The organism is Chelatococcus reniformis (assembly GCF_014640075.1).
GTDB classification, from domain to species: domain Bacteria; phylum Pseudomonadota; class Alphaproteobacteria; order Rhizobiales; family Beijerinckiaceae; genus Camelimonas; species Camelimonas reniformis.
In genome coordinates this window covers 931650-949998 of sequence record NZ_BMGG01000001.1, presented here as the reverse complement: position 1 = coordinate 949998, position 18349 = coordinate 931650, and the positions used below count along the sequence as shown (strand labels likewise).

At 69.7% G+C, this 18349-nt stretch carries 15 protein-coding genes; 11 read left to right on the top strand and 4 right to left on the bottom strand.

Going from position 1 to position 18349, the window contains the following annotated elements:
- Window positions 1–84 precede the first annotated feature (84 nt).
- Window positions 85–2769: an aconitate hydratase AcnA gene (gene acnA / locus IEW34_RS04035; protein ID WP_188607797.1), complete on the top strand. Its 2685-nt coding sequence runs from the start codon at window positions 85–87 to the stop codon at window positions 2767–2769.
- 159 nt (window positions 2770–2928) lie between these two features.
- Window positions 2929–4350 carry a mannose-1-phosphate guanylyltransferase/mannose-6-phosphate isomerase gene (locus IEW34_RS04030; RefSeq protein WP_188607796.1) on the top strand — a complete coding sequence of 474 codons (1422 nt, stop codon included), beginning with the start codon at window positions 2929–2931 and terminating at the stop codon, window positions 4348–4350.
- A gap of 17 nt (window positions 4351–4367) precedes the next feature.
- On the opposite strand, the gene IEW34_RS04025 is transcribed toward IEW34_RS04030, so the two are convergent.
- The 3 genes from IEW34_RS04025 to IEW34_RS04015 form a co-directional block, all read right to left on the bottom strand.
- Complete coding sequence (locus IEW34_RS04025) at window positions 4368–5111, bottom strand: ABC transporter ATP-binding protein (RefSeq protein ID WP_188607795.1); 744 nt, start codon at window positions 5109–5111, stop codon at window positions 4368–4370.
- Between the two features lie 8 nt (window positions 5112–5119).
- Window positions 5120–5929 (bottom strand): ABC transporter permease, encoded by an 810-nt coding sequence (locus IEW34_RS04020; protein ID WP_188607794.1) that lies wholly within the window; start codon window positions 5927–5929, stop codon window positions 5120–5122.
- Between the two features lie 281 nt (window positions 5930–6210).
- Entirely contained in the window at window positions 6211–7377 is a 1167-nt protein-coding gene (locus tag IEW34_RS04015) for a glycosyltransferase (RefSeq protein WP_188607793.1), read from the bottom strand.
- A 306-nt stretch (window positions 7378–7683) separates the two neighbouring features.
- On the opposite strand from IEW34_RS04015, the gene IEW34_RS04010 reads away from it, so the two are divergent.
- The 9 genes from IEW34_RS04010 to IEW34_RS03970 all read left to right on the top strand — a co-directional run bounded on the left by IEW34_RS04010 (window position 7684) and on the right by IEW34_RS03970 (window position 17271).
- The gene (locus IEW34_RS04010; protein WP_188607792.1) at window positions 7684–9363 is read left to right on the top strand and encodes a glycosyltransferase family 2 protein; all 1680 of its coding nucleotides are present in this window, start codon (window positions 7684–7686) and stop codon (window positions 9361–9363) included.
- A 146-nt stretch (window positions 9364–9509) separates the two neighbouring features.
- Window positions 9510–9791: an acyl carrier protein gene (locus tag IEW34_RS04005; protein WP_188607791.1), complete on the top strand. Its 282-nt coding sequence runs from the start codon at window positions 9510–9512 to the stop codon at window positions 9789–9791.
- A gap of 61 nt (window positions 9792–9852) precedes the next feature.
- The gene (locus tag IEW34_RS04000; protein WP_188607790.1) at window positions 9853–10314 is read left to right on the top strand and encodes a 3-hydroxyacyl-ACP dehydratase FabZ family protein; all 462 of its coding nucleotides are present in this window, start codon (window positions 9853–9855) and stop codon (window positions 10312–10314) included.
- A complete protein-coding gene (locus IEW34_RS03995) occupies window positions 10315–11457 on the top strand; it encodes a beta-ketoacyl-ACP synthase (protein ID WP_188607789.1) in 1143 nt (380 codons plus the stop codon).
- A gap of 97 nt (window positions 11458–11554) precedes the next feature.
- Entirely contained in the window at window positions 11555–12838 is a 1284-nt protein-coding gene (locus IEW34_RS03990; RefSeq protein WP_188607788.1) for a beta-ketoacyl-ACP synthase, read from the top strand.
- Window positions 12839–12873: 35 nt separating this feature from the next.
- Complete coding sequence (locus IEW34_RS03985) at window positions 12874–13623, top strand: SDR family oxidoreductase (protein WP_188607787.1); 750 nt, start codon at window positions 12874–12876, stop codon at window positions 13621–13623.
- 282 nt (window positions 13624–13905) lie between these two features.
- A complete protein-coding gene (locus IEW34_RS03980) occupies window positions 13906–14994 on the top strand; it encodes a DUF2865 domain-containing protein (RefSeq protein ID WP_188607786.1) in 1089 nt (362 codons plus the stop codon).
- A gap of 105 nt (window positions 14995–15099) precedes the next feature.
- The gene (locus IEW34_RS03975; RefSeq protein WP_188607785.1) at window positions 15100–16122 is read left to right on the top strand and encodes a zinc-binding dehydrogenase; all 1023 of its coding nucleotides are present in this window, start codon (window positions 15100–15102) and stop codon (window positions 16120–16122) included.
- Between the two features lie 78 nt (window positions 16123–16200).
- A complete protein-coding gene (locus IEW34_RS03970) occupies window positions 16201–17271 on the top strand; it encodes a MaoC family dehydratase (protein WP_188607784.1) in 1071 nt (356 codons plus the stop codon).
- A gap of 36 nt (window positions 17272–17307) precedes the next feature.
- Here IEW34_RS03970 and IEW34_RS03965 read toward each other — a convergent pair whose 3' ends face one another.
- Window positions 17308–18255 carry a LysR family transcriptional regulator gene (locus IEW34_RS03965; protein WP_188607783.1) on the bottom strand — a complete coding sequence of 316 codons (948 nt, stop codon included), beginning with the start codon at window positions 18253–18255 and terminating at the stop codon, window positions 17308–17310.
- Window positions 18256–18349 lie beyond the last annotated feature (94 nt).

The following is an 18349-nucleotide window of genomic DNA, read 5'->3' as shown; positions in this document are numbered from 1 at the left end:
GGGCACTCCCGGGGCGGCGTGCGCTTACTTGAGCGCTTGGGCCAAATTCTTGCTTGGTTCCCCGCATTCACGCCAGGATCTGCCATGACCTCTCTCGACAGCTTCAAGAGCCGCCAGACTCTCGATGTCGGTGGCAAAAGCTACGCCTATTATTCGCTCAAGGCCGCCGAGGCGAATGGGCTGCCCGACATCTCCCGGTTGCCGTTCGCCCTCAAGGTGCTGCTGGAGAATTTGCTGCGCTTCGAGGACGGCCGTTCCGTCAAGAAGGACGACATCCTGGCGATTGCCGCCTTCCTCAAGAACCGCGGCGCCGATGAGCGCGAGATCGCCTTCCGGCCGGCGCGCGTGCTGATGCAGGACTTCACCGGCGTGCCGGCGGTGGTCGACCTCGCCGCCATGCGCGACGCCATGACCTCGCTCGGCGCCGATCCGGAGAAGATCAACCCGCTGGTGCCGGTCGACCTCGTCATCGATCACTCGGTCATCGTCGACGAGTTCGGCACGCCCCGCGCCTTCGGGGACAACGTCAAGCTGGAGTATGAGCGCAACGGCGAGCGCTACCGCTTCCTGCGCTGGGGCCAGGAGGCGTTCGACAATTTCCGTGTCGTGCCGCCGGGTACCGGCATTTGCCACCAGGTCAACCTGGAGTACCTGGCGCAGACCGTCTGGACGCGTAACGAGAACGGCCAGGAGGTCGCCTATCCCGACACCCTCGTCGGCACCGACTCGCACACCACGATGGTCAACGGGCTGGCCGTGCTCGGCTGGGGCGTGGGCGGCATCGAGGCCGAGGCAGCGATGCTGGGCCAGCCGCTCTCCATGCTGATCCCCGAGGTCGTCGGCTTCAAGCTCACCGGCAAGCTGAGGGAAGGCATGACCGCCACCGATCTGGTGCTGACGGTCACCCAGATGCTGCGCAAGAAGGGCGTCGTCGGCAAGTTCGTCGAATTCTACGGGCCCGGCCTCGACGGCATGACCATCGAGGACCGTGCCACCATCGGCAACATGGCGCCCGAGTACGGTGCCACCTGCGGCTTCTTCCCGATCGACCAGGCGACCATCGCCTACCTCACCAAGTCGGGCCGCGCCGACGACCGGGTCGCCCTGGTCGAGGCCTATGCCAAGGCGCAGGACATGTTCCGCACCGCGGCCACGCCCGATCCGGTGTTCACCGACGTCCTCGAGCTCGATCTCAATGACGTGGAGCCGTCGCTGGCGGGGCCCAAGCGGCCCCAGGACCGGGTGCTGCTGAGCGGCGCCAAGAGCGGCTTCGCCGCCTCCATGGAAAGCGAGTTCAAGAAGGCGGCCGAGATCGCCAAGCGCTGGAAGGTCGACGGCAAGAATTTCGATCTCGGCCACGGCGACGTGGTCATCGCCGCCATCACCTCGTGCACCAACACGTCCAACCCCAGCGTGATGATCGGCGCCGGCCTCTTGGCCCGCAATGCCGCCGCCAAGGGCCTCGCCTCCAAGCCGTGGGTGAAGACCTCGCTGGCGCCGGGCTCGCAGGTCGTGGGCGAATACCTCGCCGCCTCCGGCCTGCAGGCCGAGCTCGACAAGCTCGGCTTCAACCTGGTCGGCTTCGGCTGCACCACCTGCATCGGCAACTCCGGCCCGCTGCCGGCCGAGATCTCCAAGGCCATCAACGACAACGATATCGTGGCGGCGGCCGTGCTGTCGGGCAACCGCAACTTCGAGGGCCGCGTCAATCCGGACGTCAGGGCGAACTACCTGGCCTCGCCGCCCCTGGTCGTCGCCTACGCGCTCGCGGGCTCCCTCCAGGTCGACCTGAGCACCGAGCCGCTGGGCACCGGCTCGGACGGCAAGCCCGTCTATCTCAGCGATATCTGGCCGAGCAGCGCCGAAGTGCAGGCCTTCATCGACAAGAACATCACCCAGGCGCTGTTCCGCACCCGCTACGCCGACGTGTTCGCCGGCGATGACAACTGGAAGCAGATCAGCATCTCGGGCGGCAAGACCTACGGCTGGGACGACAAGTCGACCTACGTGCAGAACCCGCCGTATTTCTCGGGCATATCGATGACGCCCAAGCCGGTCGCCGACGTGGTCGGCGCCCGCGTCCTGGGGCTCTTCCTCGACTCGATCACCACCGACCACATCTCGCCGGCCGGCTCGATCAAGGCGGCGAGCCCGGCCGGCAAGTACCTCCTGGACAACGGCGTGCCGGTGGCCGACTTCAACCAGTACGGCACCCGCCGCGGCAACCACGAGGTGATGATGCGGGGCACGTTCGCCAACATCCGCATCAAGAACCAGATGGTTCCGGGCGTCGAGGGTGGCGTCACCGTCCACTATCCCGGCGGCGAGCAGCTGTCGATCTACGACGCGGCCATGCGCTACCAGGCCGAGGGCGTGCCGCTGGTGGTCTTCGCCGGCAAGGAGTACGGCACCGGCTCGTCGCGCGACTGGGCGGCGAAGGGCACCAACCTGCTCGGCGTGCGTGCCGTCATCACCCAGAGCTTCGAGCGCATCCATCGCTCCAACCTCGTCGGCATGGGCGTGCTGCCGCTCGTCTTCGAGAACGGCACCTCCTGGCAGACGCTCGGGCTCAAGGGCGACGAGACGGTCAGCATCCGCGGCCTCGGCGAGAGCCTCAAGCCGCGCCAGACGCTCGAGGCCGAGATCACCTACACGGACGGCAAGGTGGCCAAGGTGCCGCTCATCTGCCGCATCGATACGCTCGACGAGCTCGAGTACTTCCGCAACGGCGGCATCCTGCACTACGTGCTGCGCCAGCTGGCGGCCTAGGGCCGCCCGCGAGTCGCACTCTGCGCCAGTGAGATGGGAATGGCCGGGCCACGCCCGACCACGACGGAGCGAGAGTGGAGGCGCCTTCGCTCCAGCGTCATGGCCGGGCTTGACCCCGGCCATCCATCGACTCAAGAGTGCGGTGTGGAACCCGGATCGATGCACCGCAAAGTGACGCCCGTGATCCTGTGCGGCGGCGGCGGCAAGCGCCTGTGGCCGCTGTCGCGCGGGCAGTATCCCAAGCAATTCCTGAAGCTGACCGGCGCGTGGAGCCTGCTGCAGGAAACGGCGCTGCGGATCAGCGATCCGGCGCGCTTCGAGCCGCCGCTGGTGATCGCCAACGAGGACTACCGCTTCATCGTGTCCGAGCAGCTGGCCGAGATCGGGGTGCCGCCGCACGCCATCCTGCTCGAGCCGGCCGCGCGCAACACCGCGCCGGCGCTGGCGGCGGCGGCGATGCTGATCGGCGAAACCGCGCCGGACGCGCTGTTGCTGGTGCTGCCCTCCGATCACCTCATCGCCCGGTCGGACGCGTTCAGCCATTCGGTGGCGACGGCCACGGCGGCCGCCGCCGGGGACCGGCTGGTGACCTTCGGCATGAAGCCGACGGCACCGGAGACCGGCTACGGCTATATCGAGGCAGGCGCGTCGCTGGCGCAGGCGCCGGGCGCCCACGCCGTCGACCGCTTCGTGGAGAAGCCGGATCTCGCGACCGCGGAGGGCTACGTGGCCAGCGGCCGCTATCTCTGGAACAGCGGCATGTTCATGTTTCCCGCCGCGCTCCTGGTGGAGGAGCTGTCGAGCCTGGAGCCGGATCTCGCCGCGACGGTCGCCGAGGCGCTGGCGGAGCGGACCGTGGACGGGGACTTCATCCGTCTCGGCGCGCGCTTCCGCGATGCCCGGGCGGTGTCCATCGACTATGCCGTCATGGAGAAGACCAGCCGCGCGGCGGTCGTCCCCGGCGAGATGAGCTGGACCGACGTGGGCTCATGGAACGCGCTCTGGGAGGTGTCGGAGCGTGACGGGGCGGGGAATGCGGTGGCCGGTGAGGCCGTGCTGGTCGAGACCCGCGACAGCTACGTCAAGTCGTCCGGGCCGCTGGTGGCCCTGCTCGGCGTGTCGGACCTGGTCGTCGTCGTCACCGACGACGCGGTGCTGGTGACGCCGCGCCGCCTGAGCCAGGACGTGCGCAAGGTGGTCGAACGGCTGGAGGCGCTCGCCCGGCCCGAGGCCGAGCATCCGCGGCTGGTGTACCGGCCGTGGGGGCACTACGAGGGCATCCACGCCGGCCAGCGCTACCAGGTGAAGCGCATCTTCGTGAAGCCCGGCGCGCAGCTGTCGCTGCAAAAGCACTTCCACCGCGCCGAGCACTGGGTGGTGGTGAACGGCACGGCGCTGGTGACACGCGACGGCGAGCAGATCCTGCTGCGCGAGAACGAGTCGACCTTCCTGCCGCTCGGCTGCGTCCACCGCCTCGCCAATCCGGGCAAGATCCCGCTGACCCTGATCGAGGTGCAGTCGGGCGCCTATCTCGCCGAGGACGACATCGTCAGGCTCGAGGACAGCTACAACCGGGCTTGACCCGCGGTCCGCAGTTCTCAGGCGTCGATCGTCTCGGTCCGCTCAAGCGCCTCGTCCAGCGACCCCTCGAAGTCGATCCGGCCGTGGCTCATGATGATGCCGCGCGTGCAGTATTCGCGCAGCGTCTTGGCATCGTGCGAGGCGAGCACCAGGATGCCGGCCTTCTCCATCATCGTCTCGATGCGGCGGCGGGCCTTGGCCGAGAAGCTCGGATCGCCCACGCCGATCAGTTCGTCGAGGAGCAGGATATCGGGCTGCACCGCCGTCGAGATGGCGAAGGCCAGCCGCATGTTCATGCCGGATGAATAGGTGCGCATCGGCAGGTCGATGAACGAGCCGATCTCGGCGAACTCGTCGATCTCCATCACCCGCTGGCGCGCCTCGCGGATGGACATGCCGATCAGGGTGCCGCGCAGGATGATGTTCTCGGCGCCGGTCAGCTCCGGGTCCATGCCCATGGTGATGTCGAGCAGCGAAGAGACGCGGCCGACGATCTCGGCCGTCCCCGACGAGGGCTCGTAGGCGCCCGACAGCACCCGCAGCAGCGTCGACTTGCCGGCTCCGTTGTGGCCGATGATGCCCAGCCGGTCGCCGTCGCGCAGGCTGAGGTTGATGTTCTTGAGCGCCGCCACCGAGACCACGTCGCCCGTCGAATCGACCGAACCGCCGACGCGGGCGAACAGGCTCTTGCGGATCGAGCGGCCGCGGGCGTTGTAGATCGGGAACTCGACGCTCGCGTTGGCGAGAGTGACGGAAGCCATGGCGCCCCTCAGAGCCAATAGACGATGCGCGCGCGGAACCGCGCCATGAACGGCGAGGCGATGGCGTAGAGCACGAGCGTGCAGATGATCGCCGCGACGTAGGTCCAGACGCCGGGAATGCGGCCGTACAGCGGCTCGGAGACGATCCGCAGGTAGACGGCGAAGGGATTGAGCCCGACGACATAATTGCCGGCTGGCCCGAGCTGCTCGGGCCGCCACATCACCGGCGTCAGGAAGAACGCGACCTGGAGCAGGTTCTGAATGATCAGCGGCATGTCGCGGAAGCGGGTCGAGATGGCGCCGATCAGCATGACGGTCGGAAAGGCGGCGATCACCAACAGCGCGACGCCCGGGATCGCCATCAGGATCGTCCAGGACGGCGTGACGGCGAAAATGAGGAAGACGAACGGCACGATGACGAGGTTGTGCGCGAAGGTGATCAGGTTGCGCAGGATCAGCCGCATGACGAACGTCGTGCGCGGCATCGCCTCCTGGCGCAGATAGATCGACGAACTGGTGAACACGGTCGTCGCGTCCGCCACGATGGACTGGAGCGTGCTCCAGACGACGTAGTTCGCGGCCAGGAACGGCAGGTAGCTGCTCATCTCCTGCTTGAAGAGGGCGGAGTAGACCACGCCGATGCCGCCGACGAAGAGCGCCATGCTGAGCGTGATCCAGAACTGGCCGATGCGTGAGCGCGTATAGCGCTGGCGTATGTCGGTCAGCGCCAGCAACCCCCACACCTGCCAGTCGAGAAGGCCTTTGCGGACGTCCCGGGCCGCCAGGCTCCAGTCACGTGATGAGGGAAGAAGCGTCATGAAGGCCCTGGTTGTCGTCATCGCCATCCGGCGATTGCGGCGAGCCGCAGGCGTGCGCTTCGGCCGGGGCGGCGCGGCGCCGCCATCACGCCTCCGGTGCGCGGGCGGCCAGATCGCGGCCGTTGCTCTACACAGCGGCGTGGGCGAAAGCAACCGAACGGGCGCGCGCCGCTCGCCGCCGCAGCGGTCCGGCAGGGGGAATCGCGGCGTCGCCTCGTTTCGACGTGGTGCCCTGCGGACGCCTCGAAATTCATCATAACTAATTGATTATGATATCATTTCTATGATTTCGACGGCCCCGTGTCAGGGGCGTGGGCACTTGCGGCAACGCGGCTCAGGGCATCGGCCGCGAAGGCGATATCGGGCTCGGCCCAACGCGCCCCCGCTACCCCGTCGTAGAGGTGCTGGTCGTCGACGACGGCGACCAGCGTGGACGGCACGGGGATGAACAGCCGGTGATCTGCGATGGCATCGCCCAGGCTCCAGCGTGTGCCGATGACCGGCAGCCCCATGCTGAGCGCTTCCGCCAGATTGAGGCCGAAGCCCTCGCTGCGGTGCAGGCTGAGATAGACATCGCACGCCAGGTAGGCGTCCTCGATCGAGCTTTCCTCGCGCCCGATGGCAGCGACGCGGATGCGTGCGTCGCCGCTCGCGGCCGCCTGCATGCGGGCGAGCCCCTCGGGGAACGCCGCATGGTCGAGGCAGCGGATCAGATGGGTGGCGTTGACCTCGGCTGGAAAGGCCCGGCGGAACGCCTCGATCGCGGCGATCGGATTCTTGCGCGCCAGCGTCGACTTCATCGAGAACGACGTCAGGACGAGGAAGGTGTCCGGGTCGACGCCGAGGCGCGTGCGGGCGGCGAGCCGCGCCGGCATGGTGCGCTGGGCCATCGGATCGAGGTCGACGGCATAGGGCCGCACCCGCAGCCGGTCGGCGAGATCGGGGAACGTGGCCGTGATCGCCTCGGCAATGAAGACGGAGGGCGTCCAGACCTGATCGCAGCTCTGGATGGCCTCGCGCCAGTCCCGCGGCACCCGGTCGAGCTCCCACAGGAAGACGCCGATGATGGGCACCTGGAAGAGCTCGGGCGCAAGCTGCGTCCTGAGCTGGCCGAACTCCGGCGGGTTGAGGTGGACGATGACGAGGTCGTGGCCGCCCGCCCGCAGCTCCGACACCGGCCGTACCTCGGTCCGCACCAGGTTGCCTGGCAGCCCCAGCTCGCCCGCCACGTCGATGCGGTCGACCAGCGCTCCCTGCGCCGTGAGCTGGCGGGCCAACAGCTCGGCGCCTTGGCCGAGCCCCATGCGATTGGAGAAGATGCCGAACAGCGCGACGCGCAGGCCCAGCAGATCCTCAGGGCCGCCGGGCGGCCGGGCCAGCGCGGCGAGGCGGTGCCTGAGCCGCCGCTCGGCCAGGGGGCGCAGGCCATGGCTGAGCAGATCGCGCATCCATGGCGGCAAATGACTCCCGAGACCTGTCCCTAGCAATCCACCTCTCCGGCGCCGCCCCCGCCGTCCGCTCTACAGGCACCGCGCCGGCTTTCCAAGGCCGGCACGTCCACGATCGCGCGGTGGCGGCGTTCGTCGGTGGATGTCGCCGCCGCGGCGGGCTAGACCCGGGCGGGCTTCGCCCCGGGCAACCCGAGCTGCGGACGAGGCGCCCGGATTCTTTCGAATCGGCGGCGCCTTGGTCAAGCCCGGTCGCGCCGGCCCCTGGTATGAGAGCAGAGGGGAGCGATCACCCCAGGAGATTTCATGCCGCTGTCGCGTCTCGCCCATCAGCTGCGTCGGCTGCGGGGTATCGCCCACGAGTTGCAGGCGCGTGGCTTTCGCCGCGCGGCGCGGCGGCTTTTGCGCGCCGTGCGCCCGCCGCCGGTCCTCGGTTACGACGCCTGGATCACGCGCTTCGACGCCGTGGGCCCGCGTGAGGCCGCCGCCGTCGGCCGCCTGGTCGCCGCGCTCCGGCCCCAGCCGCATATCACGGTCATCGTCTACGGCGAGGCGGACGCGGCGACGACCGCGGCGAGCCTGGACAGCCTGTCGGCTCAGCTCTACGGCGCCTGGTCGGCGCTAGTCGTTGAGCCCACCGCCGCGGGCGCAACGACAGGTGTGGACGCGCGCATCGGCCACTTGGCGCCGGGCGCCCTGCCGCCGGCGGTGGGCGACGCCGTCGCCTTCGTCGCGGCCGGGGACCGGCTGGCGCCGCACGCCCTGGCGGTCATGGCCGTGGCCATGGTCCGCCACCCGGGCGCGGAGGTGCTCTACTCGGACGAGGATCTGATCGACACCGCCGGCCGCCGCAGCACGCCGTACTTCAAGCCGGACTGGAACCGGGAGCTGGCGCGTCACCAGGACTATCTGAGCCGCCTGGGGGTCGTCGTCGGCCACCGCGCCGGCCGGCTGTCCCGCGTGCCCGGCTCGGCCGCCGAGGTCGCGGCGCTGCTCGGCCAAGCCGCGGCGGCGAGCGTCGCCCCTGTGGTCCACGTGCCGCACGTGCTCTACCACCGGCGCGCCGCCGCCGGCGCGATCGGTCCGAGCGTATCGCTGCCGACGACAGCGCTGCCGGGGCCGACCCGCTGGCCCCGGGTCACCGCCGTCATCCCCACCCGGGACCATGCCGAGCTCCTCGCCACCTGTGTCGCCGGCCTGCTCGAGGCCACCGACTATCCGGACCTGGAGATCGTCGTCGCCGACAACGGCAGCGTCGAGCCGCAGACCGCGGCCCTGCTGGCCGAGCTCGGCGGGCGCGGCGTCGTCGTGGTCGATGCGCCGGGGCCGTTCAACTACGCCCGCATCAACAATTCCGCGGCGGCCAAGGCGACGGGCGAGATCCTGCTGTTCCTCAACAACGACATCGAGGTGGTCGAGCCGGGCTGGCTGAAGGCAATGGTCGCCTACGCCTGCCGGCCCGGCATCGGTGCCGTGGGGGCGAAGCTGCTCTATCCCGACGGCACGCTTCAGCACGGCGGCGTCGTGCTCGGGCTGCTGGGCGTCGCCGGGCATGTCCACCTCGGGGCGGCGGGCGACGCACCGGGCCATGGCGGCCGCCTGCTCGTGCCCCAGGACGTCTCCTGCGTCACCGCCGCCTGCCTGGCCATGCCGCGCGCCGTGTTCGCCGCCCTCGGCGGCTTCGACGAGACGCATCTGGGCGTCGCCTTCAACGACGTCGACCTCTGCCTGCGCGTGCGGGCCGCAGGCTACCGCATCATCTGGACGCCCACCGCGCGGCTGGTGCACCACGAATCGAAGAGCCGGGGCAGCGATCGCCGCGGCGCCAAGCTGATCCGCTTTCAAGATGAGATGCACTACATGTACCGACGCTGGGGCGGATCGCTCGACAACGACCCGTTCTGGAGCCCCAATCTGTCGCTCGATGCGACCACGCCGCGCCTTGCGGTGCCGCCGCGGATCGCCCGGCCGTGGCACCGCCGCTGACGCAACGGCAACACCGGCCGCCATTGGACAAGGGGGGACGGTGCTGTATAGGAGCGCCTTTCATCGTGGCGCCAAGGCGCGCGCCAACCGCCTCAGCCCGCTTCCTCGGTCGCGGCCGGGGACCGATATCAAAACAGGAGCACGCGATGGCGTCTACGTTCGAGACCGTCGCCAACATCATTTCGGAAACGTGCGATATTCCGCGTGAGCAGATCACCCCGGAAAGCCACGCGATCGAGGATCTCGGCGTCGACTCCCTGGCCTTCCTCGACATCGCCTTCGCGATCGACAAGGCTTTCGGCATCAAGCTGCCGCTGGAGCAGTGGACGCAGGAGGTGAACGAGGGCAAGGTTCCCGCCGAAGAATACTTCGTGCTCAAGAACCTGTGCGCGCGGATCGACCAGCTCGTGGCCGCGAAGGCGGCGTGAACCGGTTCGGCCCGCGGTCTGGGGCCCCGGGCGACCGTCCTTGAAGGCGCCATAGATCCCGATGCGTCTCGAATATTTTCAAATGATCGACCGCGTCGCCTCGTTCGATGCGGCGGCGCAGGTGCTCTCGGCCACCTCCACGGTTCCCGACGACAGCCCCGTCTTCGAAGGACACTTCCCGGGCCATCCGCTGATGCCCGGCGTGCTGCTGACCGAGACCATGGCGCAGGCGTCCGGCTATCTCGTGCTCGGGCTGCTGAAGTTCTCGCACATGCCGTTCCTGGCCGGAGTCGAGAAGGCGAAGTTTCGCACCTTCGTCGGCCCGGGCGCCGGGCTCGCCATCGAAGCCCAGCTCGTCCACCACGGCTCGGGCTACGCGGTGACCAAGGCCAAGATCCGCAGCGACGGCAAGGCCGTGTGCGATGCGGAGCTGATGTTCCGCCTGATGCCCTTCCCCAATGACATGGCCACGGTGATGCGCGCGCAGGCGCAGGCGATCGGCCTGGTGCCGGAGGCGGCCTGAATGAGCAAGCGCGAGGTGTGGATCACCGGCATCGGGCTCGTCTCCTCCCTGGGCGAAGGCACCGAGACTCACGTCGCGGCTCTCGGCGGTGTCACTCCCTCCGTCGACGGCGAGCGGTTCGCGCCCCACCGGCTCCACCCGGCGGTGCCGCTGGCGTGGGAGCAGCAGATTCCCAAGAAGGCCGATCAGCGCCAGATGGAGGCGTGGCAGAAGCTCGGCGTCTATGCCGCCGGGCTGGCGCTTGCCGATGCCGGCCTCAAGGACGACAAGGAGCGCCTCGGCCGCATGGAGCTGGTGGTGGCTGCCGGCGGCGGCGAGCGCGACTACGTCGTCGACGGCCAGATCCTGACCGGGCTGCCCACGGCCAACGACGCCGGCGCGTTCCTCAACGAGCGACTGATGAACGACCTGCGCCCGACGCTGTTCCTGGCGCAATTGTCCAATCTGCTCGCCGGCAACATCTCCATCGTGCACGGCGTCACCGGCGGCACGCGCACCTTCATGGGCGAGGAGCAAGCCGGGGTCGACGCGGTGCGCATCGCCGCCGCGCGCATCGCTGCCGGCCAGGGCGACACCTTCCTCGTCGGCGGGGCCTATAACGCCGAGCGGCCGGACATCCTGCTGATCTACGAGATGGGCGGCTTCCTGTGGGCGCACGACTTTGCCTCGGTGTGGGACCGGCCGGGCCACGGCGGCGGCTTCATCCCGGGCAGCGGCGCCGCCTTTCTGGTGCTGGAGGCGGCCGACACGGCCGGGGCCCGCGGCGCCCGGCCGCTGGCGCGGCTCGACGCGGTCGCCGCCGACCTGACGCGGCGGGCCCCCGGGTCTGTCGACCGTTCGCTCGCCCGGCTGTGGGCCCAGGTGAGCCCCGGCGCCCCGCGCAGCAAGGGCGCCATCCTGTCGGGCGCGACCGGCGTGGTCGGCATCACCGAGGAGGAGCGCGGCGCGCTCGCCCGGCTCGCCCAGGGCGTGCGCGTCTATGCCACCGGCGACCTCATCGGCCACATGCTGGAGGCGCAGTTTCCGGCCGGCCTCGCGCTCGCCGCCGCGGCGCTCGCCGCCGGCAGCTTCGAGGAGGCCACGGTGACGAGCGTCGGGCACACGCGCGGCGAAGGCCTGGCGCGCATCACGCGCATCACTTGATCGACGGCGCGCGCGGCCCATCTGCGGCTGCCGGGCATGACCTGATCCGCCCCCGGCGGCCGCTGCGGCCGGCCGTCACGACGCACTGGAGGGGACCATGACGACACCCCATCGGGATCGCTCCGGCCGGCCGCTGGTGGCCGTGACCGGCCTCGGCATCGTCACCTCGCTCGGCGAGGGCCGAGACGACAATTGGGCGGCGCTCACCGGCGGCCGCTCCGGCATTCACCGCATCGACCGCTTCGCCACCGACAACCTCCGCACGACCATCGCCGCGACGGTCGATTTCGTCGCCGCCGAGCCGTTCTGCGCTCCGGCTCTGTCGCAGGAGCTGGCGGTGCGCGCCGTTGCCGAGGCCATCGGGCAGGCGGCGATCGGCCAGGCGGGCGACTTTCCCGGGGCGCTGTTCATCGCCGTGCCGCCGGTGGAGATGGAGTGGCCGCAACGCCTGGCCCTGGCGCAAGCCTCGGGCGCGGCGGGCGACGTGACCTACGCCGACCTCATCGCGGCGGCCAGGAGCGGCCGCTTCAAGACCTGGCACGACCTGTTCCTGTTTGGCAGCGTCGCCGACCACGTGGCCGAGCGCTTCGGCACCAAGGGCTCGCCGGTGTCGCTGTCGACCGCCTGCTCGTCCGGCGCGACCGCGATCCAGCTCGGCGTCGAGGCGATCCGCCGCGGCGAGGTCGAGGCCGCGCTCTGCGTCGGCACGGACGGCTCGGTCAATCCGGAGTCGCTGATCCGCTTCTCGCTCTTGTCGGCCCTGTCCACCCAGAACGATCCGCCGGGCGCGGCGTCCAAGCCATTCTCGAAGAACCGCGACGGCTTCGTCATGGGCGAGGGCGCCGCTGCCCTGGTGCTCGAGGACTACGACCATGCCCTGGCGCGCGGGGCCACGGTGCTCGGCTTCGTGCTCGGCTGCGGCGAGAGGGGCGACAGCTTCCACCGCACCCGCTCGAGCCCCGACGGCGCGCCGATCATCGCGGCGATCCGCGAGGCGATCGACGACGCCGGCCTCACGCCCGACGCCATCGACTACGTGAACGCCCACGGCACGGCGACGCCCGAGAACGACAAGATGGAATCGCTCGGGCTGATGGCGGTGCTGGGCGAGCGCATGAGTGGCGTCCCGATCTCGTCGAACAAGTCGATGATTGGCCACACGCTGACGGCGGCGGGGGCGATCGAGGCGGTGGCCTCGCTGATGACCCTCCAGACCGGGCGCCTCCCGCCCACCATCAACTTCCAGGTGCCGGATCCGGCCATCGCGCTCGATGTGGTGCCGAACGTCGCCCGCGACGCGTCCGTCACGCGGGTGCTCTCCAACTCCTTCGGCTTCGGCGGACAGAATACCTGCCTGGTGTTCGGCGCCGAGCCGGCCTGAAACAGACGCCCCACGCAGCAACAGCGGGAGTAGCTATGACGCGACGGGTTCTGGTGACCGGGGGCGGCAAGGGCCTCGGCGCCGCCATCGTGCGCGCCCTCGCCGCCGCCGGCTTCGACGTCGATTTCACCTATCGCGCCTCCGGACGGGAGGCCGAGGACCTCGTCGCCGAGCTCGCCGATGCCGTGCCCGGCCGCAGGGTGACCGCCCTGGCGCTCGACCTCGCCGATGCGACCGCGGTCGAGGCCTTCTGCGCGGCGCACGAGGACAGCGGTTACTACGGCCTCGTCCACAATGCCGGCCAATCCTACGACAGCTTGGTCGCCACCATGGCGCGCGACAAGGCGGAGGCGGCCATGCAGGTGAACTTCTGGTCGTTGACGGCGCTGGTCAAGGCGCTGGTCCGCGGCATGATCCGCCAGCGCGCCGGCCGTATCGTGGCGATTGGCTCGGTGACGTCGTTCCAGGCCAACCCCGGCAACGCCGCCTATGCCGCCTCCAAGGGGGCGCTGACCTCGTACCTCAGGACCCTCGCCCTGGAGACGGGCAAGCGGGGCGTGACGGTGAACACCGTGGCCCCCGGCTTCATCGATACGGACATGATGGCGCGCTACGCCGACCATCGGGCCGGCCTCGAGAAGCAGATCCCGGTGGGCCGCTTCGCGCGGCCTGACGAGATCGCGGCGGTGGTGAACTTCCTGATGAGCGACGCCGCCACCTATGTCACCGGCGCCGCGATTCCCGTCGACGGCGGGTTGATGGCGCAGATCAGCGCCCACCGCTGATTGCGTTGCCGCGCCCGCTTTTGGTGGGACAATTGCTGCGCAGCCGCCGCCGAGGCGATTAGAACGCTCGCTGAAACATGCTTGACATGGAACCAAGACTATCCTTTGAACGATGGACCTAATCTGCGGCAGGACCTTGTGGCGCCCGGATCGGATGACATGCTGGCGACGACGCTCCTACAACCGCACGGTGTGCCAGGCTTCGCGACCAGGGGGACCGGCGGTGCGCGATCCGCTGCGCGTGACGCATGGCCCGCTCTTCGCCGTCTGACCGTGGCTGCCGTGGCCTGCCTCCTCGGCCTTGCCGCATTGGCGATGCCGGCGCGCGCCGCCGACAACGCCGGCATCTACGAGTTCCTGTCCGGCAACAACGGCCGCGCGGCGGCCCGCCCGCAGGTGCCGCGGGCCGCAGCGCCGGCACGCTACGCCCCCTACGCCGCCTACGCAGTCGGCACCCCAACCTATGCCCCGGCCCAGAACACCATCCGCGTGCAGGGTCGCCGGTCGATCCGCAAGACCCCGCGCGGCTCCGCGGCGGCGGGGGGCGGCTCCGCGCCGTCGGGAAAGGTGTTCGCCAACCCCGCCAACATGGCCGATGGCGGCCAGTTCGCGCCCGTCAGCCGCGGCAAGGTGTGCGTGCGTCTGTGCGACGGATTCCAATATCCGGCCGAGAACCTCGGCAGCAGCGACGACGTCACCGAGATGCTGTGCCAGGCGCGCTGCCCGGATTCGGAGGTGCGCATGTTCACGGTGCGCGACGCGGACAGCCTCAATTCCGCCACGGACCGTGACAAGCGCGCCTACCGTGACCTGGCGACGGCATTCTCGTATCAGCGGGAGCGTCCGGCCGCCTGCAGCTGCCGCAATCCCTCCAAGCTCGGCAAGACGCTTTCGCCGCTGGAGGATCCGACGCTGCGGCGGGGCGACACGGTGATCACCGAGGAGGGCGCCAAGGTGTTCAGGGGCTCGCCCGGCCGGGCCCACCACGAGCGCGAATTCGCCGACGCGACCAAGGTCGGCTACCTGTCGCCGTCGCAGAAGGCCGCCTTCGGCATCGCGCCGCTCAAGTCGTTCGTGTCGAAGACCAGGAGGCGCGACGCGCGCATCCTGGCGAGCGAGGAGTACGGCCCGGCGATGCCCGGCGCGGTCGTCGCCCAGCCGTCCACGGCCCAGGACGTCGGCTCCCGCGGCGACCCCCGCGTCATCCTGGCCTCGCCCTTCGCCGACGCGGATGCCTTCAGCAGCCCCAAGGAAGCGCCGCCCCCGGTGGTGGAGCCCACGGCCGCCGACGGCGAGCAGCTCGGCGCGGTCGGCGCCACCGCCGTCGGTACCGGCACGGTCTCCGCCAGCACCGCCACCGTGGCCCGCTGACCGCCGGCATCGGCGCCGGCGCTCTTGTGCTGCCCCGCGGCTCCCTCTAGATCGCGTCGATGACGCGGATCCAACCGATCCGCAGCGCGATCCGGGACACAAGTCATGCGTGCGCTCCAGCTCTTCGGCGATCGCGACCTGCGGTTGACCGACATCGACCCCCCGTTACCGCCGGCGGCGGGCGAGGTTCAGATCCGCACCCGGGCCATCGCACTCAACTACCTCGACGTCTGGGGGTTTCGCGGCATGGCCTTCGCCCGCCGCAAGATGCCGCAGATCGCCGGGGTCGAGGCGGCGGGAGAGGTCGTCGCGCTCGGCTCCGGGGTTAGCCGCTTCAAGGTCGGTGACAAGGTGGTCATGTACGGCGCCGAGACCTGCGGCACGTGCAAGGCCTGCCGCGAAGGGCGTGACAACCTCTGCGAGAACGTGGCCGGCATCCTCGGCTTCCACGTGGACGGCTTCGCCCGCGAGCTGATCAACCGACCGGAGCGGCTGGTGATCAAGGTGCCGGAGGGGGTGAGCTTCGATGACGCCGCCTGCGCGCCGATCGGCTTCGGAACGGTGCAGCACATGCTGTTCGACAACGCCCGGCTGGAGCCGGGCGAGAGCATCCTGGTGCATGCCGGCGGCTCCGGCATCGGCACGGCGGCCATCAAGATGGCCAAGGCCATCGGTTGTACGGTCTACACCACGGTGGGCGACGACGAGAAAGGCGCCAAGGCCAAGGCGCTCGGCGCCGACGTGGTCATCAACTACCGCACCGAGCGGTTCGAGGGCGAGGTGCGCAAGCTGACCAAGCGCAAGGGCGTCGACGTCGTCTTCGAGCACGTGGGCGTCGACACCTGGAACGGCAGCCTGCTCTGCCTCAAGCGCGGTGGCCGCCTCGTCACCTGCGGCTCGACCTCGGGCATCTCGACGACGATGAACCTGATGCAGCTGTTCCAACAGCAATACCGCATCTTCGGCTCGTTCGGCTGCGCGATGCGCAACATCCGCGAGTCCCTCGAGAAGATGGCTGCGGGGATGAGCCCGGTGATCGACACCGCCTACGAGCTCGCCGACTTCCAGAAGGGCCTTGAGCGGCTGGAGGGACGGCAGGCCTTCGGCAAGATCGTCGTGCGGTTCTAGCGGATGGCCGGCCGGGCTTGACCCGGCGGGCCATCGCCTCAAGAAAGAGCCATTCACCTAACGGTAACAGGAATGGCGATGACCGCTTCCAGCAAGTCCGGCAGCAAGACGGACGCCGGCCGCTTCTTCGAGCACTTCCGCATCGGCGAGACCATCCGCCATGCCACGCCGCGCACGGTGACCACCGGCGACGTGGCGCTCTACACGGCCCTCTATGGCCCGCGCGTGGCGGTGCAGTCGTCCGATGCCTTTGCCCAGGCCGTCGGCTATCCCCGGAGCCCGGTCGACGACCTGCTGGTCTTCCACGTGGTGTTCGGCAAGACGGTGCCCGACATCTCGCTCAATGCGGTCGCCAACCTCGGCTATGCCGAGGCGCGCTTCCTGAAGCCGGTGTATCCCGGCGACACGCTGTCGACGGTATCCGAGGTCATCGGCCTCAAGGAGAACTCCAACCGCAAGACCGGCGTGGTCTATGTGCGCTCCACCGGCTCCAACCAGCACGGCGAGCCGGTGCTCCAGTACGTGCGCTGGGTCATGGTGCGCAAGGCGGACGAAGCCGCCGCGCCGACCGGGGAGGGCGTGCCGACGCTCGCCAAGGTGGTCGATCCCGCAAGCCTCGGCGCCGCGGTGCCGGTGCTCGATCGCGCCAGGTGGGCCGACGACCTCGCCGGCGGCCCCTATCGCTTCGGCGACTACGCTGCGGGCGAGAAGATCGACCACGTCGACGGCATGACGGTCGAGGAGGCCGAGCATCAGATCGCCACGCGCCTCTACCAGAACACCGCCAAGGTGCACTTCGACGGGCACGCCGCCCAGGAGACGCGCTTCGGCAAGCGGCTGATCTACGGCGGCGTCGTCATCTCGCTGGCGCGGGCGCTGTCGTTCAACGGGCTCGCCAACGCCTTCCACGTGGCGGCGATCAACGGCGGCCGCCACGTGGCGCCGCTGTTCGCCGGCGACACGGTGTACGCCTGGAGCGAGGTGCTGGATGTGGCCGAGATCCCGGGCCGCGCCGACGTGGGGGCGTTGCGTCTGCGCACCATCGCCACCAAGAACAAGCCCTGCGCCGATCATCCGGACAAGGTGGGCGCCGAGGCCGACCCTGCGGTGATCCTCGATTTCGACTACTGGGCCCTGATGGTGCGGTAGACCAGCCCCGAGCATTCCATCCGAAGGACCACACGCTTAAGCTTGAACGATCCCGTCGTGCGCCGCGCCGCCGGGTCCATGCACGCGCAGGTGCTCCACCAGCTGGCGCGCGTAGGGCAGCAGCCCACCGAGGCTGCGGATGGTGATGGTCAGGTCGCGCTCGGCCCAGGGGTCGCTGAGCGGCACGATGGCGATCGCCATCGTCTTGGCGGCGCGCTCGGCGCTGGTCTCCGGCACGATGCCGACGCCGACGCCGCATTCCACCAGCCGGCACACGCCGTCGAAGCTGCGCAGCTGCACGCGCAGGCGGATCGGGCGGCCGATGCGGGTCGCCTTGCCGGCGAGGAAGCGCTGCAGCGCGCTCGCCCGGTCGAGCCCGATGAAATCGTGGTCCAGCACCTCGGCGAAGGAGATCGCCAGCGGCTGCCCCCCGGCGTCGAGCGGGCGCGTCGCCAGCGGATGGCCCGCCCCGACCACCAGCACGAAGCGGTCGCGGCGGAACGGGAACGTCTCCAGCGCACCCGGATCGACGGTGCCGGCGACGATGCCGATCTCGGCGGCGCCCTCGGCGATCAGGCCGACGATCTCGTCCGACAGGCGCTCCTCCAGATCAATCGACACGTGCGGGTGGCTGGCGAGAAACGACGACAGCGCCTCCGGCAGGAACTCGGTGAGCGCGTTGGTGTTGGACAGGATGCGGATCTGGCCGGCCTGGCCGCCGGCGAAGGAGCTCATTTCGTCGCGCAGCAGATCGGCCTGGGCGAGGATGGTGCGGGCATGCTGCAACAGGGTGCGGCCGGCCTGGGTCGCCGTCACGCCCTGGCGGCCGCGCACCAGCAGGGCGGCACCGAGCGCCTCCTCCATGTGCCTGATGCGGGTCGAGGCCGCCGCCAGGGCCAGATGGCTGCGCTCCGCGCCGTGGGTGATCGAGCCGGCCTCGACGACGTTGCGGAACAGGGAGAGATCGGTGAAATCGAAGCGCATGTCTTAGTCCCTTCGCGGACCGCGAAGGCAGCCTACGTGAAAAGCCAATTGCTCACGAGCCCGCAAACATTACCTTCATTCTAAACCGGACGAA